The sequence below is a fragment of the Paenibacillus sp. P46E genome, assembly GCF_001909095.1.
GTDB classification, from domain to species: domain Bacteria; phylum Bacillota; class Bacilli; order Paenibacillales; family Paenibacillaceae; genus Paenibacillus_AQ; species Paenibacillus_AQ helianthi.
In genome coordinates this window covers 128,455-152,774 of record NZ_LVYZ01000088.1, presented here as the reverse complement: position 1 = coordinate 152,774, position 24,320 = coordinate 128,455, and the positions used below count along the sequence as shown (strand labels likewise).

General features: G+C 49.2%; 20 protein-coding genes. 4 read left to right on the top strand and 16 right to left on the bottom strand.

Annotation, left to right across the window (positions count from 1 at the left end):
- Window positions 1–9 precede the first annotated feature (9 nt).
- The 5 genes from A3849_RS29555 to A3849_RS29535 form a co-directional block, all read right to left on the bottom strand.
- A complete protein-coding gene (locus tag A3849_RS29555; protein ID WP_143191938.1) occupies window positions 10–1,521 on the bottom strand; it encodes a hypothetical protein in 1,512 nt (503 codons plus the stop codon).
- A gap of 464 nt (window positions 1,522–1,985) precedes the next feature.
- Window positions 1,986–2,420 (bottom strand): SRPBCC family protein, encoded by a 435-nt coding sequence (locus tag A3849_RS29550; RefSeq protein WP_074114644.1) that lies wholly within the window; start codon window positions 2,418–2,420, stop codon window positions 1,986–1,988.
- Window positions 2,421–2,548: 128 nt separating this feature from the next.
- Window positions 2,549–3,151 (bottom strand): GNAT family N-acetyltransferase, encoded by a 603-nt coding sequence (locus A3849_RS29545; RefSeq protein WP_256701082.1) that lies wholly within the window; start codon window positions 3,149–3,151, stop codon window positions 2,549–2,551.
- A gap of 178 nt (window positions 3,152–3,329) precedes the next feature.
- Entirely contained in the window at window positions 3,330–5,243 is a 1,914-nt protein-coding gene (thrS, locus tag A3849_RS29540) for a threonine--tRNA ligase (protein ID WP_074114686.1), read from the bottom strand.
- 458 nt (window positions 5,244–5,701) lie between these two features.
- Window positions 5,702–6,379 (bottom strand): HAD family hydrolase, encoded by a 678-nt coding sequence (locus A3849_RS29535; protein WP_074114642.1) that lies wholly within the window; start codon window positions 6,377–6,379, stop codon window positions 5,702–5,704.
- A 146-nt stretch (window positions 6,380–6,525) separates the two neighbouring features.
- On the opposite strand from A3849_RS29535, the gene A3849_RS29530 reads away from it, so the two are divergent.
- A complete protein-coding gene (locus tag A3849_RS29530; RefSeq protein WP_074114641.1) occupies window positions 6,526–7,011 on the top strand; it encodes a DUF6803 family protein in 486 nt (161 codons plus the stop codon).
- A 701-nt stretch (window positions 7,012–7,712) separates the two neighbouring features.
- Here the strand turns inward: A3849_RS29530 and A3849_RS29525 are convergent.
- The 10 genes from A3849_RS29525 to A3849_RS29480 form a co-directional block, all read right to left on the bottom strand.
- A complete protein-coding gene (locus tag A3849_RS29525) occupies window positions 7,713–9,059 on the bottom strand; it encodes a sensor histidine kinase (protein WP_256701081.1) in 1,347 nt (448 codons plus the stop codon).
- 38 nt (window positions 9,060–9,097) lie between these two features.
- Window positions 9,098–9,802, bottom strand: a complete 705-nt coding sequence (locus A3849_RS29520) for a response regulator transcription factor (protein ID WP_074114639.1) — start codon at window positions 9,800–9,802, stop codon at window positions 9,098–9,100.
- A gap of 3 nt (window positions 9,803–9,805) precedes the next feature.
- Window positions 9,806–12,736: an insulinase family protein gene (locus A3849_RS29515; RefSeq protein WP_074114638.1), complete on the bottom strand. Its 2,931-nt coding sequence runs from the start codon at window positions 12,734–12,736 to the stop codon at window positions 9,806–9,808.
- A gap of 77 nt (window positions 12,737–12,813) precedes the next feature.
- Window positions 12,814–14,004 carry a cell wall-binding repeat-containing protein gene (locus A3849_RS29510; RefSeq protein WP_074114637.1) on the bottom strand — a complete coding sequence of 397 codons (1,191 nt, stop codon included), beginning with the start codon at window positions 14,002–14,004 and terminating at the stop codon, window positions 12,814–12,816.
- Between the two features lie 219 nt (window positions 14,005–14,223).
- Window positions 14,224–15,588, bottom strand: coding sequence for a glycoside hydrolase family 64 protein (locus A3849_RS29505; RefSeq protein ID WP_074114636.1), 1,365 nt, complete (start codon window positions 15,586–15,588; stop codon window positions 14,224–14,226).
- Between the two features lie 243 nt (window positions 15,589–15,831).
- Entirely contained in the window at window positions 15,832–16,344 is a 513-nt protein-coding gene (msrA, locus tag A3849_RS29500) for a peptide-methionine (S)-S-oxide reductase MsrA (protein WP_074103781.1), read from the bottom strand.
- A gap of 74 nt (window positions 16,345–16,418) precedes the next feature.
- A complete protein-coding gene (locus A3849_RS29495) occupies window positions 16,419–17,453 on the bottom strand; it encodes a Gfo/Idh/MocA family protein (RefSeq protein ID WP_074114635.1) in 1,035 nt (344 codons plus the stop codon).
- 37 nt (window positions 17,454–17,490) lie between these two features.
- The gene (locus tag A3849_RS29490; RefSeq protein WP_074114634.1) at window positions 17,491–18,579 is read right to left on the bottom strand and encodes a Gfo/Idh/MocA family protein; all 1,089 of its coding nucleotides are present in this window, start codon (window positions 18,577–18,579) and stop codon (window positions 17,491–17,493) included.
- Between the two features lie 21 nt (window positions 18,580–18,600).
- The gene (locus A3849_RS29485; protein ID WP_074114633.1) at window positions 18,601–19,365 is read right to left on the bottom strand and encodes a sugar phosphate isomerase/epimerase family protein; all 765 of its coding nucleotides are present in this window, start codon (window positions 19,363–19,365) and stop codon (window positions 18,601–18,603) included.
- Window positions 19,366–19,387: 22 nt separating this feature from the next.
- Window positions 19,388–20,551, bottom strand: a complete 1,164-nt coding sequence (locus A3849_RS29480; protein ID WP_074114632.1) for a Gfo/Idh/MocA family protein — start codon at window positions 20,549–20,551, stop codon at window positions 19,388–19,390.
- 158 nt (window positions 20,552–20,709) lie between these two features.
- Here A3849_RS29480 and A3849_RS29475 point away from each other — a divergent pair, with 158 nt between their 5' ends.
- From A3849_RS29475 to A3849_RS29465, 3 genes are all read left to right on the top strand, one after another.
- A complete protein-coding gene (locus A3849_RS29475; protein WP_074114631.1) occupies window positions 20,710–21,537 on the top strand; it encodes a helix-turn-helix domain-containing protein in 828 nt (275 codons plus the stop codon).
- A 75-nt stretch (window positions 21,538–21,612) separates the two neighbouring features.
- Window positions 21,613–22,467, top strand: a complete 855-nt coding sequence (locus A3849_RS29470) for an SDR family oxidoreductase (protein ID WP_074114630.1) — start codon at window positions 21,613–21,615, stop codon at window positions 22,465–22,467.
- A 113-nt stretch (window positions 22,468–22,580) separates the two neighbouring features.
- Window positions 22,581–22,991, top strand: coding sequence for a VOC family protein (locus tag A3849_RS29465; RefSeq protein WP_074114629.1), 411 nt, complete (start codon window positions 22,581–22,583; stop codon window positions 22,989–22,991).
- Between the two features lie 82 nt (window positions 22,992–23,073).
- On the opposite strand, the gene A3849_RS29460 is transcribed toward A3849_RS29465, so the two are convergent.
- Window positions 23,074–24,150, bottom strand: a complete 1,077-nt coding sequence (locus A3849_RS29460; protein ID WP_074114628.1) for a YeiH family protein — start codon at window positions 24,148–24,150, stop codon at window positions 23,074–23,076.
- Window positions 24,151–24,320: the final 170 nt, after the last annotated feature.

Genomic DNA, 24,320 nt, shown 5'->3' with positions numbered 1-24,320 from the left:
TGGTTCATCTCACCTCTCGATTATAGTAATGGTATACGGACTCATTTCCAGGCCCGGCCAGGAGATACTTGGGCTGTTATTGCCCTGAATCGTTGTACGCAGCACCTTACCGCACAGCACCTCCAGATCGGGGTTTGCACCCAGCAGCCGCTGGATTAATTTCTGGCATTCATCTGCCGCTCCGCCCTGCTTATTGTCTGTGTCCAGCTCCTGTACAGTAATTTCAGTGTGGAAGAACTGCACCCACAGATCGATTGCATCCGGTGTAAGCGACCATTTGTGCTGTTGCTCCTCTGTGAAAGCTTCTGCTGAAAAAGTAAAACTGCCGTGATCCGCCAATCCTTTAAAAACAGGACGCCACAGCTCGGCAACCTCCGGCCATGGTATAGATCTCGGCGTATAGGAGATGCTCTCTTCTTCACCTGCTTCATCCGGCTCGTCCAATGCATCTTCAGGCAGGAACCCGACCTCCTGTTCTTCCCATGCCCAGGCCAGCGGATAGATAAAGTCCTGATTAGGGGCAAACAGTCCGCTAACCAGCAGCTCCAGGCTGTCCGCATCCGGCAAGCCATCGGCTTTGACCCATTCCTCCCAGACATTCGTGCGGAAATTAAAGCCGCCCGCTCCCCAGAAGAGCTCAGGGAAATTCAGCCGGAGATTCGTCTCAGCCTCAAAGATGCTCAGTACCACCTCGGCTAGTTCATCATGCACCCGTCTCGACAGCTCCACTCTTTCCGACAGTTGACGGAGCTCATTGAAGTCGATAACATCCTTCTCATCATTGGCCAGACGTGCCAGCGAGCGGTGGATATTATCAAAATGCTTGCGCTCTTCATCAAACTGCAGGTGGATTTCCTCCAGCCGCTGATGCCGCATCACCCCGTATTCACTGAACATATGCTTCGGATTGCGGCGCAGCGCATTGCGGTATTCCTGCTGCTGCTGAGTCATCTTCCGTACCCGTGAGATCAGCTCACCCACATCCTGCATCGCGCGCGTCACCCGTCCATGCTTGATATGCATCTGAATTTCCAGCAGTTTAATGCTGATCTGAAATTCTTCTATAATCTCATGGCTCATGAAGATCAGCTCCATGGCATATTCCGACAGCCGGTAAACGGTTTTGCCGCTCTCCTCCCAGCTGGTGCGGGTAGCATCCTCATCGACAGTAAAGTACTTGTATTTCTGCACCGCCATCTGCCGGGACAGATCATCGTAATAGAAGGCTTCGAAATCTCCGCCGCTCCCGCTCCATAGCAGACCATCCACCAGCCGCTCCACTGATTCGGCAGTACCGAGTTTGGTTATATCGAACCGCTCGAGTGAACTCCAGGCCAGCTCCACGATATCCTCCCTGGCTCTAAGCTCACTGGATTCCAGTTCCAGATAATAGACCTGCAGCAATACGCTTAGCGCAACCATTTCCTTATAAGGCTGCAGCTCGCCCAGATTCATGCCCGCCCCCAAGGTCCATAAGGGATTGAGACGTTTGTTCCGTTCTCCAAAGTCACTCCAGTTCATGCTTCACTCTAACCTCGCCATCACTTCGTAATTTAAGACTTTCTGGGAACCTCATAAAATAACATAAACCCATATCTGCCCCATGAAGGGTGGAATATGGGCTATATGTTATCGGGGAATATATGTTTCTATTATACCAATGATATAGAATTCTGGCTATTTGCAAAAATATAAATGCATTAAAAATAGGGGCTGTTCCAAAAGTAATGAAATGGCTACTTGGTACGGCCCCGCTGTTTTTGAGTTGGATGGACTTGTGCACTTGGTGCGGACGCTCCGCGAATGGACTGTTGCTACAACTGTTGCTACAATCGCTGTGCTCTCCAGATTTTATTTATTTCCCGTAGCGGTAAAAATCCGGAGAGCAAGGCGACCGCTACCGCTTTTCCGCAATCAGTCCATCCCATATAGATACAGCAAAGCGCATACCAACACCGGCATGCGCTTCTAAGACTGGAAAGATTCTATACTTCTGGAGACGTTTCTACATATTTTTTGAAATTATCGAGAATCGCCTGCCACCCGGCTTGCTGCATCTCGACGGTATTGGTCTCTTCCGCATCGAACACGGTGATGATTTTCGTGTCGTTATCTTGGCGGGAAAATTTGACTTCTACCTTTCTGCCGTCAGCAATCGTGTAGGCGATGACCTCGTTAATGCTCACATTGTCGTATACTCCGGTAAAATCAACCCCAAAACTTCCGTCCTTGGCTTCCATTCTGGACAGGAATTTACCCCCGGCCTTCAGATCATTCTCGGCATATGGCGTATGCCAGTCTTCGGAAGCGGTATTCCACTGCGTGATATGCTTCGGCTCTGTCCAATAGGTCCACACACTTTCAACGGGAGAATGAACGATTGTTTCCACTGTTATCGTTACCGGCTTACCTGTTTCCAACACATAACCTCCTTGATGGCTGAGATATATACGTTACTTACAACCTTTATTATAGCAAAAAAAGCATGTACTACATTTCTTTTTAATTGCTATATTCCCAAACTTGTTCATATTATTATTTACCATAATTAATGTTCTGCATACTTCACATGAAGCAAGTAATGCAGATTTGCTTGTACCGCAGGCCACTCGTCGTCAATGATACTGTACAGTACGGTATCCAAAATAGAGCCTTCCGCAGTGATCCGGTGTTTGCGTAAAATGCCCTCCCTCACCGCACCAATACGTTCGATCGCCTGTTGAGATCTAAGGTTATCCCCTACGATAGTGAAATTGACCCGGATGAAACCCAAGGATTCAAAACAATACTGCAGCAGAAGTGACTTAGATTCCGTATTAACAGCTGTTCTCCAGAACTCCGGTGAAATCCAAGTACAGCCAATTTCCGCGTTGCGGTGATTGTGATCGATGTGCATAATCCGCGATGTACCGGCGATCCTGCCTGTGGATTGTTCGATCATGACAAAAGGGAGCTCCGTTCCCTTTGCCTGATTGGCAAGAGCCGTATCTATTAATCCTTCCGCTTGTGCGGCAGATGTGATTTTGCGCCAGGTATACTCCCAAATTTGCGGATTGATCAGAATAGCAACCAGTTCGGACTTATGCCCGGCTTCCATAGGAACCATTCTAATACTAGTGCCGATAAGTTCTTTGATATTGTTGGAAATCACGAAGATGCCTCCTATAGACATATTATTCCAGCTAATTCCCGCAGAAGGGAACCCTCATATGATTATAAAATACATATATTATCCCTGTCTGCCTCATTCATATAAAAAAACAGCCCCGTTTGTGTAAAACGGGGCTGCACAAGGCCGTTATTTTTGCCGGCATATTAATGAAGAAAACCTATCCTCTTCCCTCAATCTCACTTGCAATTCGCCGGACAAGCTCAGATAGGCTCATGACTCCGGCATCGCCGCCCTCACGTTTTCTTACAGCTACCATAGCGGAGCTCTGCTCTTGCTCACCAAGCACAAGCATGTACGGTACTTTCTCCAACTGGGCTTCACGGATTTTGTAACCCAACTTCTCATTCCGCAGATCGAGCTCGACGCGGATTCCGGCAGCCTGCAGTTCTTTTTTTACCTGAAAGGCATAATCGGCATAATGTTCAGAGACTGGCAGCAGCTTCACTTGCACCGGAGACAGCCACAGTGGAAAAGCACCGCTGAAATGCTCCGTAAGAATCCCCATGAACCGGTCAATCGAGCCATAGATGGCACGGTGGATGACGACCGGACGGTGTTTCTCGCCGTCTTCGCCGACATAAGTCAGATCGAACTTCTCCGGCATCTGGAAATCCAGTTGAATGGTCCCGCATTGCCAGCTTCTCTTCAGTGCATCCTGAATATGAAAGTCAATCTTTGGTCCATAAAACGCCCCGTCCCCCGCATTTACCCGATAGTCAATTCCGCGCTCATCCAGTACTTTTTGGAGCGACGCTTCCGCCTGATCCCATAACGTTTCCGAACCCATATAGTCTTCCGGCCGTGTAGACAGCTCTACCTTGTATTCGAAGCCAAATACCTTGTAGATGTAGTCGATCAGCTCCAGAACGCCACCGATTTCTTCTTCGATCTGCTTAGGAAGCACGAACAGATGGGCGTCATCCTGGCAAAAGGTCCGGACCCGCTTCATCCCGTTCAGCGCTCCTGAAAATTCATGACGGTGCACCTGGCCAAACTCCGCGATACGCATCGGCAGTTCCCGGTAGGAATGCAAGCTGTTTTTGAACATCAGCATATGCCCCGGACAGTTCATAGGCTTCAGTGCATATTTCGTTTCATCCACCTGAGTAAAGTACATGTTGTCTTTGTAATGGTCCCAGTGGCCTGACTGCTCCCACATCCGGTTGTTCATCATCAACGGTGTGCGGACCTCGTCATATCCCCGTTCACGCTGCAATGCCCGAGAGAAGTTCTCCAGCTCTGTGCGGAGAATCATTCCTTTGGGCAAATAGAAAGGCATGCCAGGCGCTTCTTCGGAGAACATGAAGAGTCCCAGCTCCTTGCCCAGCTTGCGGTGATCACGTTTCTTCGCTTCCTCCAGCATTTGCAGATGCTCTTCCAGCTGCGTTTTCTTGAAAAAAGCCGTTCCATAAATCCGCTGCAGCATTGGATTATCGGAATTCCCGCGCCAATAGGCTCCGGCTACACTCAGCAGCTTAAAGGCTTTGATCTGGCCTGTAGAACCCACATGCGGTCCGCGGCATAAATCTGTGAACTCCCCTTGCTCATACAGGCTGATCTCAGCGTCCTCCGGCAAATCGTGAATCAGTTCTACCTTGAACGGTTCACCCTTTGCTTCGAAAAACCCGATTGCTTCACTGCGGCTGACGACCCGCCGGACAATCGGCAGATTATCCCGGATGATCTTCTGCATCTCCTGCTCAATTGCAGCGAATTCATCTATGGATATCGGTTGAGCTGTGTCGATGTCGTAGTAGAAGCCGTCCTCGATAACCGGTCCAATGCCCAGCTTAATCTTCGGTACGCCATATATACGTTGGATGGCCTGAGCCATGAGATGTGCTGTGCTGTGCCGCAGGATAGACAGTCCATCTGAGCTTTCCGGCATCACGATTTCAACGAGACAGTCGTATTCAACCGGTTGATGTAAGTCAACGGGTCTACCGTCGATTTTGCCGGCTACTGCTTGCTTCTTCAGGCTAGGGCTGATCGATTCCGCTATTTGCGCAATCGTGGTGCTGCGTGCGTACCTCCTAATTGTTCCATCCGGCAGCGTTACATTGATCTCCATGATTGTGGCCTCCATTTCTTCGATTTTATTGGTGTTATAGAACGCAAAAAAACGCATCTCTCCCGGAAAGGGACGAGTGCGTTCTGGCTCGTGGTTCCACCCTAATTTGATCTGCAATGTTCGACCCCCGGCTGTTCGGCGGAAGAATAATCTACAAGATCCTCATTGGTATCCGTTATCGGGGATAAAACGGTGGCATTTACAGCGTCCCTAACAGCAGGGAAGGTTCAGTGCCACGGCTGCAAAGGGGTAACATCCTGCCGGTCTCTGTAAGAAGCTCTCACCGTTCACTTCTTTCTCTGGCCAGTCCGCGAAGGATATCATGTCTTTGGTCATTGCCTTGGATATGGTGTTGCTGTTTACATAATACTCATGTTATTTATGAAATGTCAACCACTCCAATAAAAAGACTTTTCACCAGTCATTGAACCTGCGGATGAAAAAGTATGATCACAGCATTATTTCACGTCAATTAAATTATCGTGAATACGTGAGATAATATTACCAATATCTTTCACATTGTATGCAATATGATCCGCACCAGCACTTTGAAGCTCCGCTTCCGAGCCATAGCCGATCATGACTCCGATAGAGGCTACCCTGCAGGCTTTGGCACCGATGATGTCATGCTCGCGGTCTCCAATCATCACAGCAGTTTCCGGAGGAATGTGATTCTCGTCCAGCACATACTGAATAACCTCTTTCTTCTTGGAACGGGTACCGTCCAGATTACTTCCAGCTACATGTCTGAAATAGGAGTCCAAGCCATAATGACGGATAATCTCTTCCGCAAATACCGTTGGTTTTGAAGTAGCCACGTATAGATTGAAGCCTTTACTCTGCAGTTCCTCAAGCAGCTCCGGGATACCGGGTATTACCGCGTTCTCGAACATTCCCAGCGTGCGGTAACGTTCACGGTAGTATTCAACGGCTTGGGCTGCTTTCTCAGCGGTGAAACCCTGGATTTCTATGAAAGAATCGTATAAGGGCGGTCCGATGTAAGGTAAGAGCAGGTCCGGATGCTCCACGGTAATTCCGAATTTGTCCAGCGCGTATTCTACGCTTTTGGTAATCCCTTCTTTGGGATCGGTTAAGGTGCCGTCCAGATCAAATAAAATACTCTGCAGTCTCTCCATAACTTACGCGGTGCTCCCTTCAAGATCAATTGTTGCCTGCTTTGATTCCACAGCTTTTATAATCATACCTTCGATTCTACATACTTTCCACACACTTATTTACTAACATGATCATGACAGTTATTTAATCTATTGGAGGAACGAACATGAACATGACGCATTACATGTCACTGCTAGCGGATAATCAGCCATGGAACTTGATTCTTTTTATGGCGATTCCGGTCATCTTTGCAGAGACAATCACAGTGACCGAATTTATTATTCTGTTCACCAAAAATCTCAACGGGCCGCTTAGAGCGTTTAACCGGGTATGCAGCATACTTGCCGGGCTGTATTTTACAGGCGTGTTTCTGTATTTATTCCCTACCGCCTTTGTTCCGATTACCGCGAACGGGGAATGGCATACCTGGGTTGACGTAGTGGCGGTAAGCTTTTACTTAAGCGGGGTCATCTTCCTGTTGCCCCTTGCCCTGCTGGACCTTGGACTTATTGCCCGTAAGCAAAGTGAGGAAAATAAGCTGAGACTGCATTTCATCCTGATCAGCGGCTTTCTAGTGGTAGCGCATATCGCGATGATCTTCGGGATGGTTAATCCTGAGATTATGGGCGGGATGGCTGGGATGAGTCATTGAGATTGGGTTGGATGTGAAAATTAAATAGAACGAGCGAAAAGGTATATAGCCGTAACTGCGGGAATGTTTGGACTTTCGGACGCTGCCGCTCCTACAGTTCCAAAATCCCCTCCGTTACTCTCTACCTTTCTCAAAGTTTTTATTTATTTTCCATCCATAGGGATAGGAAAATGGAAAAGAACGCGTGTGGTTGCGCGTTCTTTTTTTATTGCTTATGAAATTATAAAATACATAGAATGTATGGGGACCTTAGAAGCATTTAGGCTGAACATAATGTGATCTGGTAACTCGTTATCGTCTAAGAATGCAGAATGTTACGGACAGAGAAGGCGTTATTTTGCGAATACACTTGTTTCTTTAGCATATACGGACTCAGGAGGCGTTATTTCGTGCATTCCCTCCTGAATTGAAGAGGAACAGGCTACGTAACGTCATCTGTGTCCGTATGATCTGAGGAACCGCCTGATCCGACCAAATAAGGGATATACGGTCCGCAACACTCATGGATGTACAGAGGAAAATCCAAACCAAGTGCTGACTTTGTCAAGTTGAATCTGAGGGTTTACGCGAAACTAAATCGATTAGATTAGATGCTGTCCGATTAGATTCGACTCCATTCAATCAAGTTCGATTCGGTCGAATTCAATTGGATCCAATTGGGTTTATTTAGTTTTGGTTCACTGTTAAGATTTATACTGTTCTCAACTACGCTTTGGAAACCTGACCTCGCAGCGGGTGCCCACACCATATGTACTGGTGATGCGGATCGAACCGCCCAAGAGCTCGACCAGCTTCTTCACGATAGAAAGTCCAAGACCAGTGCCACCGTATTGACGTGAGCGCGACTTCTCTACCCGGTAAAAACGGTCAAAGATATACGGAAGCTCGTCTTCAGGAATCCCAATACCGGTATCTTCTACGATGAAAAGTACGGCGTCTGGTGTAGTATTCAGCTGGATGTTAATCCCGCCCTCGTCAGTATAGCGCACGGCATTTTCCAGAAGATTCATCACAATCTGCTCCATCCGTTTGCGGTCCCCGCGCATTTCAGCAGCTTGACCGATATATGAAACTGTGATATTTAGGCCTTTTTCTTTGGCGGTTAATTCCAGCTTGCGGGCTGCGTGCTCCACGATCGGCCTCAAGTCCACGTCTTCCAGGTTTAGCGGAATTTTACCTTCCTCCATCTTGGCGAGCTCAAATAAATCGTCCACCAGGTGCTGGATGCGGTGGGCCTCCTGGTCAATGATATCGAGATACAGATTTTTTTCTTCTTCCGTCTCGTACAATTCACCTTTCACTACCTTGGCATAACCCTGTAAATAGGTGATCGGTGTCCGCAGCTCATGCGAGATATTTGCCAGAAACTCCTGCCGGGTGTCTCGATAGCGCTGCAGGTCGATGGCCAGATCGTTGATTGCAGCGGATAGAAACCCGATCTCATCATTGCTGCTGATCGTCAGACGGGTCTCAAGCTCTCCTGCTGCAATTTTGCGGGTAGCTTTTTGCATCTGCACCAACGGACGCGACAGCACCCGGGCAATAATCCAGGTAATTCCCAGCGCCAGCACCAAAGCCCCCATTCCTGAGAGCAGCAGGATAACCCGCACCGAATCTATGGATTGCTCCATACTTGCTGTAGAAGACATGACATAAAGTGCAGAGCCGATGGTCTGGCCTGCCTTAATGGGTTGTCCTGTCACGAAATAGCGGTTTCCACCGGGATCTTTATAGAGAAAGCTCACACTGTTACCGGAAAAAATCCGTTCCAAATCTGCAGCATGAATAAATGACTGGTCAGCCGAATTATGTAAGCCTGAGTGGAAATTAACGCTCCAATCCCGTGAAATATTAAAAATACTCACATTGGAAAATTCAGCAAAGGTACGCATCATTTGTTCGCTGGTCGTGTCCTTGGATTCGGCCATCACAGTGAAATGCGAAGCCAGTTCATTGGTCTCAGTCTGCATTTCTTTATAATAAAAACTGCTGAACATCCGGTCGATGGTAATCCCCAGAAACAGCAAAACAATCACAAACACTGACATGATCACAACTCCCAGTTTAAAACCGATGATGTTGTTTTTCATTCGACAGTGCCGGGAATTTGGAATTTATATCCCAGTCCCCATACCGTTTGAACCGGGTTGTAGGGCAGTCCTGCCTTGTGCAGCTTCTCGCGGATATTCTTGATATGTGTGTCGATCACGCGTATCTCTCCGCCATAATCATTGCCCCAGAGACGTTCCACCAGCTCATCCCTGGTAAATACCCGCTGGCCGCTTCGTGCAAGCATTGTCAGAAGATCGAACTCCTTCATGGTAAAATCAACACTCTGGCCTTCAATCCAGACCTCCCGTGCTTCAGGAGAGATTCGCAGGCCCGGATAATTCAACTGCTCTTCCTGGGATTCGACCGCCCGGGTCAGCGATGAACGCCGCAGCAAGGAATGGATTCGTGCCAATAATTCTTCCGGCTCAAAAGGCTTGGTCAGATAGTCATCCGCACCGATTCCCAGTCCATGCACTTTGTCCTTAGTTTCCGAGCGTGCGGTAAGCATCAGAATGGGAAGCTTCGTGTGCTCTCGCACAGCCCGGCAGACCTGCCAGCCATCCATGTCAGGCATCATTACATCCAGGAGCAGCAGATCAAAGGTGTGCTGTTCGACCATGCGAAGCGCTTCGTGTCCTGTCGCCGCTTCCCGAGTGGCAAAGCCTTCCTTTTGTAAATAGATACGCAGCAAATTCCGCATATTCCATTCGTCGTCTATAATCAGAATTTGTGTTTTCATACGTTACCTCACTAATTCCTCCAGGCTGCCAAATAAGGCTTGTGCCGATTTCATTCTGGTTTCATTGCCAACCACACTGAAGTAGTTCTTCTCCACCACAGCTTTTAGCAGCCCGGCATATTCCCTGATATCTTCAGGTGTAGCCGACAATATTTCATTCCGCTCCTGCTGCAGTTCTTCTCCGGTAATCTGTTCAAAATAATGCCGGTCCGCCCGCCGTCTCTGAGCGCTAAGACTGAGCGGCTGGTCAAACATTGCCAGGGTGCCAATAATCGATTTGGTCATCTCGTCTTCATCCGCTTCAAAGCTTTCAGCAAAACGATACGCCTGATCATAGATCTCCAGAGTCTCCTGCAAATTAGGATCGCGATAGGAAGTGAATAAGAGAATACCCTCTTTTTGCAGAATCAGATTCCCGCCATAAGCCCCGCCTTTTACCCGGACGGCGTTCCAGAGATAGGTCAGACTGAGGATTTTTTTGAGAACCTGCATCTTGCCGGAATACGTAAATCCAAGTTTGTTGAAGTCATATCCCTTAACTACATACTGCACCTGGCTTGAAGACATGAAGCCTTCGTTACAGGCATGGTCTTGTGCCTTCAGCACAGGTTTCAGCTCCACCTGACGATCCTGGAGTCCCAGCTGTTCCAAATTCGCAGCGAACTCTTCATAGATATCCGAAGCCCCTGTCACAGACAGGATCAGATGCTGCTTGTTGAACAAGACTGCGCAGATATCTTTGAGCGTGTCAGAGAGCCGTTCACTCTGCTGGTCAATAGTATGGGCAAGCTCCCGGATAAATCGGTGATAAGCCACACCTCCGAGCTGTTCCTGATACGCACCCTGATCTGAGAAATAGGAAAGCAAACGGCTGGCTGCGATTTCATTGCCTTTCTGGTTCAGAATGGATTCCATCTTCGAGGCTTCCCGGCGGACGATTTCCTGCAGCTTGGTCAGGTTATCCAGATTGCTGGCATAGAGCAGCTCATGGAGCAGCTTCAGAGAATCGCCAATGTTGCCCTTCATCACTTTTATGCGTGCACTGAATTTAGGCTGATAATTGGCATCAGAATCTTTAGCGGCACCAAAAACCTCGTTTTGAAAATGAATGCCTCCGGTTTTGATCCCAATTTCACTGGTGAGCTCTTCAATACTGTAAGCGTCAGTCTCCAATTGGCCGAGCACCTTCGACAACAGTGCCAGATAAGAAATCTGTTCAGCGGCAACAACTCCGGTATCCCAATACAGCTTGATATAGGCAATTTTGTTCGTAGGAATCTCATGATGAATCAGTTTTATGCCTTTAAGCGTGTATTCATGGGTAGGCACTTGCTGTAGTGCGCTGCGGTTAATGTCCTGAAGGGACAGCTTCGGAAGTTTTTGCAGATCCTCAGGCGCGTCCGGACGGCTCTGCCGGGTCAGCAGGTTCTGTGTGTTCTCAACAAGCTGACCGAGCTGTTCAGGGGTCAAAGACGATTTATATTCAGCAAGCTGCTTACGGCTACATGCTTCTTTTTCGGCAGCAATGGTATTCGACGGTTGAAGTATGACTACACTGCAATGTTGACTGTTCAGCAAATACGTTTCGATCAGTTGTTCAAAATAACGGTCCGCACATTTTTCCCGGATGGCAGCAAACACTGTTTCATATTCCAGATGGGCAGACGGTGAGCCTTCGTACAGCCAGGACTTCATAACCTCAATATTATAGGTCAGACCTTTTGGATACCGGTCAAAGTCTGCTTCACGAAGTTCAAATTCCTTGCTGTTGACTGCGGCGAGCACCAGCTTCTCATCCAGTCCATCCGCTGCAAGGCGGCTTAATGTCGTTCTGATCAGGTCAAGAAAAGCAGTCTTGGATGATGGGTTGGAGTGGGTCAATGTAATACCCAGCAGCGGCTGGACCATACTGTCGGAATAGAAGGCAAAGGCGTCTTTGCCCAGACCGCTTTCAAGCAGTGCTTGTTTCAGCGGAGCAGCATTGCTGTCCATCAATATGTTTTTCAGAATAGCAAAGGCCAGATTTAGCTCCCGGTCCAGGGAGGTTCCAATCACATAGTTCATGCTCAGATAGGTCTTATCCTCAGCTGTTTCTGATTCCAGAATAGAATAATCCGCCGTGAATTCCGTCATTCCCGTCGGCTGCTGCATAGGTATGGCGGTATCGAAGTCATTCCGGGTGTACTGGCTGAGGTATTCCTGGTGGATGAACTGTAGCCTCTCTTCGATGTTCACATCCCCATAGAGATAAAAATAGCTGTTGGACGGATGGTAATAGTTGCTGTGCGCCGCAAGGAACTGCTCATAGGTCAATGCAGGGATATCCTGAGGATCTCCGCCGGAGGAATGACGATATAGGGTGTCCGGATACAGCGACTTTTTGATCCGGTCCAGCAGTACCGTAACCGGTGAGGAATAAGAGCCTTTCATTTCGTTGTACACAACGCCCTTATAGATCAGCTCGTCCTCCGTATGCAGCAGCTCGTAATGCCAGCCCTCCTGCTCAAAAATCTCCTGCTGCTTATAAATATTCGGCTTAAACACGCTGTCCAGATAGACCTCCATCAAGTTGGAGAAATCCTTGTTATTCCGGCTTGCCACCGGATACATGGTCTTATCGGCAAATGTAAATGCATTCAGAAATGACTTCATCGAGCCCTTTAGCAGCTCAACAAACGGTTCTTTGACCGGATATTTATCCGAACCGCATAATACGGAATGCTCCAAAATATGAAAGACTCCTGTGCTGTCCACGGGCGGAGTCCGAAAGCTGACGCTGAACACCTTATTATCATCCTGATTCTGCACGAAAAGCAGCCTTGCGCCGCTTTGCTGATGCTCCATTGTAAATACGGAGGATTCGATTTCCCGGATATATTCCTCAAGTACGACTTTAAATCCGGAATAGACATTGCCTGTTTTTAAGCTGCTCATAGATTGTCCTCCTCTAATTAGGGCTGTACCTCACTCTATGAGCTTATCATATCACGGGTTTATTGTTCTAACCTAAGTTAATGCCCGGAGTGAGGGTCTCCCCCGGAGGCAGAAGAGATCTCCAGCATATCGTCGATTTCACTTTGCGAACCGCTGGAAAGGGTGTCGGTATCACCGGTCAGCCAGGCATGATTATACGGACCTCCCGCAGGAGAATCCTTGAATTTCGGTTGAAGCTCCATTGTATAATTCATTAACGAATCCGGCATACCATCTTTTTTTATGAAAACTCGCGGTGCATGTTTGCCTAAGTGTGACAACGGCGCAGCTGCAATCGCCAGCATGGTCGAATCCGCCGTCAGCAAAGATAAGTTATGTCCGGGCGTTGTGATGCCCCAGCCGAAGCCGTTAGCCTCATCCTTGAACTTCGCAAAAGCAATAGCGTTCGTGTAAGGATTATCGCCGGAAATCCGCTTTACCGTTCCGTATTCCTGAAGCTGTGCCTCAACATCTGCCGAAACTGCGGACGTTGGGCCAAGAATGTAGATAGCCGCTTTACCTCCGCGGGCTTTGAGGGCTTCTGCAGTAGCTTCCGGAATTTTTCGTTTACTCACATAGAGTAAGGGCTCGGGCATATGAGCGATCCAGTTGACTGCGGGCAGTGTATATTCAGGACTGTCCACGGAGCCGACTATGACGCTTTGCGGCAGCGCTCCGGACACTTTTTCATAATAGGCATCGATCGATTTAGCAACTTCAGCCGGTTCTTCCCCCTCTATTTTATCCACCTTCAAATCCAGGACCTTTAGTTGATCTTCTACACTGTCTGCTACTGTTCCGACAAGAACCACTTGAACACCATCGTTACTCTCCGCTCCCATAGGCTTAAGTCTTTTGAGTTCCGTCAGCGTCGCTTCCGGAATACCCTCTTTGGTGATGAACAGCACCGGACCATTGTTCGGATGATGGATCAAGTCCGTGCTTACCGCGGCAATCTGCCAGCTGCTGACATCGGTAAGGACTACACTGGAAGGCCGATTGTTCTTCGTTTCGGCTGTCCACAGGGATTGAGATACGAGCACTGCCGCTTGGATCGGATCTGAGGTATTGATTCTGGTTGTATTCTTGGTAGCGATCCAGGGTATAGAAACAGCTGATTGTGATGGAGTGTCCGTTGACGCGGAACGTGAGTTATTCGCCGTAGAACAGCCTGCCAGCGCCACACCCAGAAATATAGTCAAAGCTGCTTTACATATGGTCTTCTTCACCGGTGTATCCCTCCATTTCATTGCTCTCGCGAATGTAAATAGAAGTGTACCGGATAATTATGTAGAAAGAATGTAGAATTACAACAAATAAAGAATGACTATTATCTGAGAGGTGATATTTCTATGCATCTTTCTTTTCGTACAAAAGCGGCTGCCCCGCCCTTTACTGGGCGTTACAGCCGTTTTGCTACTTCCTATGGAATGAAATTGGAGTTCTTTTTACCAGGCAACACGGATAATCAGACCTTTGGGATCGCCAACTTCCAGATAAGAGGCTTGACCGTTGACATCATCATAAGGGAAGCCGTAGGCCAGACCGCTGATGCTGTGGTCATGCCAGAACTTCGCATAATAATTGGCTGGAGCAGCATTGTAATAATTAGCTACATTGTTCCAGTTGCTGGTTGTATAGACATGGCGGTTGATCGCAGCCGCAGTAGCGGCATCGGTTAGTGCTCCGTCGCAGCGGAGAATATCCTTCGTGCTATAGCTGGAATAGCCGGCGAAATAGTTGGCATTTGCTCCGCCTGGAGCAAAGGATCCATAAATCGGCGCTATGATCCGGTATGGCGCTTGATCGGTAGCCAGCGATTTGAAAGCGGCCGGCACTTCGTTCTGATATTTGGTGAATATTCCGGCACGGGTTTCAGATTCCAATTCACCTACGGTTCGGTCGTAGGAACCGGACAAGTTCACCAGACGGTGCTGGATCGGGAAACCGAAAGCATCAACCCGGGTAGTATTGCCATGATATCCGGTTCCATCGACAGTAAATTCCACAAAATCAAAATAAATATTGCGGTTTGGATCGGTTAGATTGTTGATATCCGGTCCGGCGAAGCCTTCGTTATAGGTCTTGATGTACAATGGTGAACCTACACTGAGGAACATCCGCCCGGAAGTGATTTTAGGCAAGTTCACCCAAGAGGCCTGGCTGACCGTATGATAAATATTCGCATAATTCACGCCATTCTTGGTTAAGTGGCCTGAAGCGTCATTCAGAGCTGTTGAGATCGGCACCAGATTACCATTCAGATCCAAATAACTCCATTGTCCGTTGGCCGGATTGATGCCGATAACGCCCCAGTAGATCTGGCTGTCCGGATATGCGCCGCCGGTTCCGTTCATTACCTTAAGCGACATTGAACCGCTTGGCGCTGTAGGAATGGAGGAAGCAGGAATCGAATAGATCGACCCGGAAGGATTCGGCGGCGTTGGTGTAGGTGTAGGTGTGGTTCCGGCAGTATAAGTGAACCAGCCAGTGTCAAAAGCAGGCGTTCCATTGTTGTACGTGAAGGAATAGTTGATTGCGGTTCCGCTGGTAACACCCGTTACGGCTTGTTCATAGCGGGCGTTGCTGCTGCTGTAAGTCATGCGGAGATTCATCTGAGCACCGTTATTAACCTTGTAATGAACATCAGTCCAACTCGTGCTGACACTTGATTTGAACCAGATGGTTGCCGTGGATCCTGACAAATCAACACCTTGCGAGTAATCGGCTGCCTCCGCCTTGGAGGTAAACAAAGGGAAACAGGAAACCAGTAGCAGAAGCGCGAGTACGGACATTAGCCATTTTTTTCTCATCGCAATCTTCCTCCATTAAATGGTATAGGTTCAATCACGCACCATAAATGTATGCGTTTACAGTGTTGATTATAGTATCCTTGCAGAACATTTAGTAGGAGCAGAATTTCGGTTTTCGGCACCATATTTCGGGTAAATCGTTATAATAAGGTTATTTTCGGCATCGGATACTGCAAAAAAAGAAAAAAGCCTTAGTTCTCCATAATACAGGAGGCATAAGGCTTTTCTAAATCCATTCCAGCTTTACCAATGCTTCGCGATGAAGGTGTCGCGTCCGGATTGCTCGCGGTCCTCTTTATAGTGCTTCGGATTCTTTTTATGATAGTCCTGATGGTATTCTTCCGCCCGGTAAAAGACCGGCGCCGGCAGAATTTCCGTCACTACCGGACCTTCGAACCTGCCGCTGGCCGCTACCTGTTCCCGGGAGGACAACGCAGCCTGACGCTGCTCTTCATTATAGTAGAATACCGCTGTCCGGTATTGGGACCCTCTATCCTGAAACTGTCCGCCGTCATCGGTCGGATCAATTTGCGGCCAGAACAGCTCCAGCAGCTTCCCGTACGGGAACAACGCCGGATCATAAGTGATCTGGACTACCTCATAATGGCCTGTCGTTCCTGTTTTGACCTGTTCATAGGTCGGATTCTCTACGGATCCTCCGGCGTAACCGGAGACAATCCCATGAATTCCGGGGAGCTCCTCAAAAGGTGTTACCATGCACCAGAAGCAGCCTCCGGCAAACATTGCCTGTTCCATAATCTGTATCCCTCTCCCTGTCTATCATCTGCCATACTAGAAACGTATGTTATGAAGATAAGGCTAAATTAGTTTCAAGTCAATTTGAGGGAGTCCATGGCCCATTTTTTTTCAGATGCTTCTGAGGATGTATAAATACCGGCAATAACCTCAAGGGCCTTGATCCCCTCGTTCCCGTCAATCCAGAATTTCCGGCCATCGATGATATGCTGGTAGAAGTCACGGATTAACCGGTTGTGACTGGTTCCCCAGTAAGACTTTCCTTCGACTGCCGTGGACAGGGGTTCACTGAGCAGAGTTTCATGGCCATCCTTCCAGAGGTACAGGCAGTCTCTGCGCTGAAGCAGTGTGCCCTGTTCAAAGATAAGCTCTAATTCAACCGGAGAATTCACCGAATATGCATTTGTACCATAAAAAAGCCCCCGTACGTTATTCTTGAAAAGAATACAGGCATGTGCTGTATCCTCCACTTCAATGACTTCATTCAGCACGTCTGTGGTCACACTTCCCTTAATGGAGGCAATTTCGCCACCGAACCATTGCAGCAGATCCAGGGTGTGGATCGTCTGGTTAATCAAGACTCCGCCACCTTCAGTAGCCCATTTTCCGCGCCAGCTGCTCTCTGTGTAATAGGCTTCGTTCCGGGTCCAGGTCACAATCCCCTTCATGCCGATCAGTTGGCCCAGAATGCCGGAATCGATGGTTTCTTTGATCCGTATGGAAGGTTCATTATAGCGGTTCTGAAAAACAACACCCAGTTGCCCCTTGCTGCCTGCAGCGGCTGCCTGCATCCGCTGGGCAGAAGACACATCTAAGGCCATTGGTTTCTCGGTCAGAACATGATGTCCGGCCTGAAGAAATTCTACTGCCATCGCCGCGTGGAGATGATGCGGTGTGCATAAATGGATTATGCCGATATCTGTTCTCCCAAGAAGCTGCTTGTAGTCTGTTACCGACTCACAGCCGTAGTCTTGTGCAGCTTGTGCTGCCCGTTCAGGATCTGAATCGGCAACGGCTACCAGCCTAGCCCCTTCCATAGATAGGATAGCCCTGGCATGCAGGGGAGCAATTGCCCCGCAGCCGATGATAGCTGCGCCTATTGTACTCATCCAGTTCACCTTCCGCTCTGCTCTGTGTTAGATTCTGCTATCTGAGAATATCCGGTGTAAGGTTCAGAGCCTGCGATTGTGCGATGAGACACAGCTCCGCCGCTTTAAAAACATGGGCCTGTGACATCGCCAGCTCCGAGCGCTGCAGACAATCCAGAATAAGCTCTCCGAAGAAAGGAAAACCAATCTTGCCGGCCACCTGCTCATAATGCTCACCTTGTCCGTCTACCCAGAAGACGTGATCCGGTGTATTCGAACGGGCTAAATCGGTGTATTTACGTAATTCCAGGTATCCCTCGGTTCCCATGATAATCATGCGACCGTCTCCCCATGTGCCGAGTCCCTCCGGGGTGAACCAGTCCACGCGAAAATACTGGGTTGCTCCGTTATCACCCACCAATGTGGCATCTCCGAAATCCTCCAGCTCCGGGTAGGCCGCATGGTTGTAATTGGCAACCTTGCTGTGCAGCACCTTGGCATCACGGCAGCCGGCATAGTAGAGAAACTGTTCGATCTGGTGACTGCCGATATCACAGAGAATACCTCCGTATTTCTCACGCTGAAAGAACCACCCGGGACGGCTGGGCGCATTCAGACGGTGCGGCCCCATTCCGATGACCTGAAGCACCCGGCCAATCGCGCCCTGTCTGATCAAATGACCTGCATATACTGCACTTTCCACATGCAGACGTTCACTGAAATAGCACATATATTTACGTTTTGTCTTCTCTGCCTGCACTCGCGCTGCTTCCAGCTGCTCCATAGCTGTAAAAGGCGCCTTGTCTGTAAAATAATCCTTCCCGTGTGCCATTACACGCAAGCCCAGCGGTCCTCTCTCGGAAGGAACGGCGGCAGCCGCCACCAGGCGTACCTCCGGGTCTTCCAGTATTTCTTCTGCAGATCTGGCCACCCGGACTCCCGGATAAGCGGCGGTGAAGGCTTTGACTTTTTCCTGATCCGGATCATATACCCATTTCAATTGCGCTCCGGCCTCCACCAGGCCGTTGCACATTCCATAAATATGCCCATGGTCCAGAGCAATTGCAGCGATTATGAATTCACCCGGTCCCACAACCGGTTTAGCCTCATGCTTGGGAGCATAATTCATTCCGTCATTACGGCTCATTCTTCTTCCCTCCAGATCTGATTACAGCAAGGTATGCAGATACTTCAGACTGATCTCGAGACTCTCGAACGGATTGCGGCGGCAGACATCCTGTTCAACCACGTACCACTCAACTCCTGTCTCGCGGCAGGCTTCAATGATCGCTCTGTAATCCATATTGCCTTGGCCGATTTCCGCAAACTCCGCTTTTCTCGCGACCACCGCCATATCCTTCAGATGCACCACACGCATTCTGTCCTTCACTTTGTTGATCCAATCCACCGGACTTCCTCCTCCGGCCTGAACCCAGTAGAGATCCAGTTCAAAATCGAACGCCCCCGGGTCTGACTCCTGCAGCAGTACTTCAAGACCGGTGAGGCCGTCCAGACGCTCGAACTCAAAATCATGATTATGATACACAAACTGCAGCCCGTGCTTATGCTTCAAGACTTGTGCAATTTCGGAGGCTTCCCTCGCGAATGTCCGATAGCCTTCCTGACTTGTCTGGTACTCGCCAGGAAGTGCTCCAAGCCCGATGTATGTACAGTTCCATAGCTTGTGCTCGGCGGCTAGTGCATCCAGATCGTTCACCAGCCTGTCCCAGGGAACATGTGTCGCACAGATCGCAAGCCCGGCTTCATCCGCGTATTGCTTCACCAGCTGTGGATCAATCGGCCCAATACCCGATACCTGCACTGCCTGATAGCCTATGTCTTGAACCTTAAGAAAACTGTCACGCAGTCCCTCAGCAGTCTGGGTGAATTCCCTTAGGGTATACATCTGCGCGGCAATCGTTGAAGTCTTCATAGGTCGCTTCACTCCTTGAGTCTTAGTGTGTTCCAGATACATTCAGTGTCGTTTGTGCAGTTATATCCTTCTGGAAGGTGGAATTCTGCACTTTCTCCATCAGCTTCTCATGAAACAAATCGCTGTCGATCGGCAGTTCCACCCAGTTGTCTGTCCATGCGGACAAATACATGGCGTTTGAGAGGGTCAGGCCATGGATGCCTTCTTCTCCAGGCGCAAGTAAAGGCTCATCGTGCAGGATGGCGTTTGTGAAGTTGCGTAAAATGCCTTTGTGCTGCTCTCCATCCCCTTTTTCCACCGGGATCTCGCATTTCCAGCACTCCGGCGCTCCGAATCCGCCCTTAAATTCAGCATTGAACACAGGCTCCGGTGTGCGCAGCCGCCAGAAAGTCAGCGTACCGTCTTCAATGACGATTTTTCCATTGTCCCCTGTAATTTCAAAACGGTTCGTCCCCGGAGCTTCTCCGGTTGTGGTGATAAACAGCCCGGTGGCACCATTAGCATACTCGGCATAAGCGGTTACATCATCCTCGACCTCAATCTTGCGGTATTTGCCAAAGTGGCAAAATGCCCGGATGCGCACCGGCATCATTCCAGTGGTCCACTGCCAGAGGTCCAGCTGATGCGGGTCCTGATTCAGCAGCACCCCACCGCCTTCTCCGGCCCAAGTCGCACGCCAGCCGCCAGAATCGTAATAGTTCTGCGATCTGTACCAGTTGGTAATAATCCAGTTGGTGCGGCGGATCTCACCAAGCTCACCGGCCTGAATCAGCTCCCGTAGTTTCTGGTACAGCGGGTTAGTCCGCTGATTATACATAATACCGAATTTGCGGTCCGATTTAGCAGCGGCGTCGTTCATTTCCTGAACTGCTTTGGTGTATACACCAGCAGGCTTTTCAATCAGAACATGAAGTCCGTAGCCCAGCGCTTCTACCGCGAGCGGAGGGTGATCATAATGCGGCGTGGAAATTAATACGGCATCAATAGCGCCTGACTGAAACATCGTTGTCGCGGTGCTGAAATGCTTCACTTTCTCCGGTAATTGATCCACCGCCCATTCCAGGCGTTCAGGACTGATATCGCATACGGCAGCCAGTTCCGCCCCCTTCACATCTTCAAGCAGACTCAGGGCATGAGCCCGGCCCATATTTCCGATGCCGATAATTCCATATCGTACCTTTGTCATCTCTATAATCACTTCCTGATTTCAGTTTATGTTATGAGAATAACCTTAATCTTAGAGTGTGAACATGACTGGAATTAAGGAGTATTTGTATATAATTAAGATGTATTAGATAAATGAAAGCGGTATAATAGAAACAATAACCTAAAAGGAGGTGCTCTATGGATCGATTGGGAAATATGACAGGACGCCTGCTGCAGAATTTGAACGTTACCGTGACCCATGCCCAGCTCACCACTGGTTATCCCGGCTGGAACCGTACGAACGAAACACCTTCTTTTAACCGGCTTTATTTTATCGACCGCGGAGAAGGAAAGGTCATCATTAACGGAGTTGTTTATTATCCTAGACCAGGGCAATTAATGATCATGCCTGCCGGTTCCATTCAGACTACCGAAACATCGCCAGACCATCCATATACCCGCTACTATTGCCATTTCGATGCCCGTATCGGGGAGTGGCCGCTGTTTCATTCCGCGAACAAGCTGTATATCAGCGATGCTGCCGATCCGGATGCGGTGCGGGCGGTATTTACTGAGATGATCTCACTGTTTCAGGCTGAGGGCTTTCTCTCCTCGATTCGTGTGCAGGCCGCATTGCTCAATCTGATGGCGTTATGCCTGGAGGCTGGCGGCTACTCTGACTTCATGGATGAACTGCTGCATACCAGTGATCAGGGCAAACTCGCGCATGTATTGGAATACATTGACCAGCGGCTGAAGCACCCTCTTGAGGTCGAGGAGCTGGCGGAGCAGGTGCATTTACATCCGAATTACTTCATCCCTTACTTCAAAAAATTCATGGGGGTCACCCCAATGCATTATGTACAGCTCAAGCGGATGGAGCTCGCCAAAAAACAGCTTTCTTATACCGGATTCAGCATCTCCGATATCGCCGAACAGGTAGGCATGGAGCTCGCCCACTTCTCTAAATATTTCAAAAAAACAACCGGGGTCTCCCCTTCGGCTTACCGTAGCAGTACTCGATAAATCCCTGTTAACTGTTTATTTACTCATCCTGGGCTGCGCCTCAGCGCAGCACCCTACAGAGAGGAAGTGCCATATATGGCTGAGTTAGCCTTACAGCCCGCACTTGCAGGCAAAGTTGCTGTCATTACCGGAGGAGCGGGTGTCTTATGCGCTGTCATGGCACAGGAGTTAGGACGCCAGGGAGCCAAGGTCGCTATTCTTAACCGCACCGCAGCAAAAGGAGACTCTCTTGCTGCCAGGATTAGCGCAGCTGGAGGACAGGCCCTTGCTGTGGCCTGTGATGTTACAGAAGACAGCAGCGTGCGGAGTGCCGCAGCTGAAGTTCTGAAGCATTGGGGACCTTGTGATCTGTTAATCAATGGGGCCGGGGGAAATCAGCCTTCAGCAGTTACCACGAAGGAAACATTAACCGAAGGAGATTTGGAGAACCCGGAGATTACCTCTTTCTTCGATCTTTCAGCATCCGGTTTCCGTCAGGTGATGGATCTCAACCTGGTTGGCACACTTCTACCCACGCAAGTTTTCGCCAGGCAAATGCTTGGGCGTGCGGGTGCATCCGTAATTAACATCTCCTCTATGAGCGCTGCATCGCCAATGACCAAAGTCCCAGCGTACAGTGCGGCGAAGGCAGGGATCAACAACTTTACCCAATGGTTGGCCGTCCACCTAGCTGAGTCTGGAATTCGGGTTAATGCTATCGCACCGGGCTTTTTCCTGACGAAGCAAAATGAGAAGCTCCTGCTTCGGGAAGACGGAGAATTGACTGAACGATCACATAAAATCATCTCCCAGACTCCGATGCGCCGCTTCGGGAAACCGGAGGATCTGCTGGGTACCCTGCTCTGGCTGGCGGACGAAGAGATGTCGGGTTTTGTTACGGGGATTACTGTTCCGGTCGACGGCGGATTTATGGCATATTCGGGGGTATAGATTACGTTAACTTAGCCCCATAATACAGCAATCCATGAGAAATACGGCTGAAGAAGTTTGGTACAATGGACAGGATAGAACCATACATCAACCCTGGAAAGGATGTTGTTCACATGGCCATTTTTACGGCTTACCTGATGTCGGAGGATGCCAAAGCTCAAGCGGAGTTCTACATTGAGGCGCTTGGCGGCAAAATGAATTCCATTACCAAACACGGAGACTTGCCTAATGCGAGTGAGGAATTGAAGGACAAGGTGATCAATCTCAGCTTTATGGCTGCCGGAGTCCATTTTATGATGTCCGATTCCGTCCTCGAACCGGTTAGTTATGGGAATACAGTTAACTTAAACCTGGAATTCGCGGAAGAAGCTGAAGCGCGTGAAGCTTTTGACAATCTGGCTGAGGGTGGTGTGGTCAAGGAAGCATTGAACCCTGCATTCTGGGGAGCGCTCTTCGGACATGTTCAGGACAAATTCGGCATCCTCTGGATGATCACTACAGTGCCTAAGCAGGACCAACAGTAAGCTGCAGCAAATACACTTTGGTATAGACGCTTCTTGATCTTATCGAGAGGCGTCTATTTACTGTACGGCCAGCCCTCTTCATCTAAGCCAGTCCAAAAGCAATCACCAGTATATACCCCAGCACGGATAGCAGAACAGATCCGATCAGTCCGGCCAAAAATGGCTTTTTCCCCATCCGGCCAAAGGTTCTCAGGTCAATCCCCAGACCCATCCCCGCCATTGCCATTGCCAGCAAAAGGTAAGCCAGAACAACAAGCTCACTGGTGATTCTTGACGGGATAATACCTAATGTATTGATTCCGCTCATCACCAGAAAGCCGAGGATAAACCAAGGAATTGGAAGATTTCTCCATTCTATGGTTTTCTTAATCTCCCGCGCCGCCGCTTCCTCAGCAGGATTCTCCATTCTCTCCTTCTTACGTGTTCTGTAGGCTTCCCAGCTCCCGATGAGGATAGCGACAGGGATCAGCATCGCCACACGGGTCAGCTTCACGATGACTGCCAGATCTGCAGCGTCCCTGCCCGCCGGAGCGGCGGCAGCAATCACATGAGCCACTTCATGAAGTGTAGCTCCTGCAAAGATCCCGTAGCCTGCCTGACTCAATCCCATGAACGGATACAGCAGTGAATATAACAGTGTAAAAATCGTACCCAGTATTGCTACAGTGGCTGCACCGACAGCCGTTTCATGTTCAGAAGCCTTGATTTGCGGGGCAATTGCCGCGACTGCTGCCGCTCCGCAAATGGCTGTACCGCAGGCTGTCAGCAGACTTAATCTTCTGTCGATTCTGAAACATTTGGCCAAGCCGTACACGGTGAATAAAGTGAACACGATATTGATTACTGCAATGGCAAATACCTTTGGGCCGGCAGCCAGGATATCTGCAAGGTTGAGTCTCATCCCCAGCAGAATGATTCCCGCCCGAAGCAGTCTTTTGCTGGAAAATTGAATGCCTGCCACCGCACTATGCGGAACGCCAGCCGCTGCACGGAATGTTATACCCAGCAGAATGGCCAGGACTAGTTGCCCCAGCATATTCATTAGCGGCAGCAGAGCGAGATATTTGGCTGCTACGGCGAGCAGGAATGTGATTCCAATCCCGCGGGTCATCCCCGGGAGCTTCACTGTATAAGGATTCAGTTTATGTGTATGGTTCATCTGCTACACTCTCCGTCCACCGCTCATGGCGGTTAAGTCTTGATAGCTTCACTATAAGTGCCTCGCACGTGAAAGTGAAATACTGCTTTGTTATTCATATCATCAGGTTTTGTTATGATTGAACGTAAACGATATGATAAAATGTACGAAATGTAGGTTATTCCGGCGTA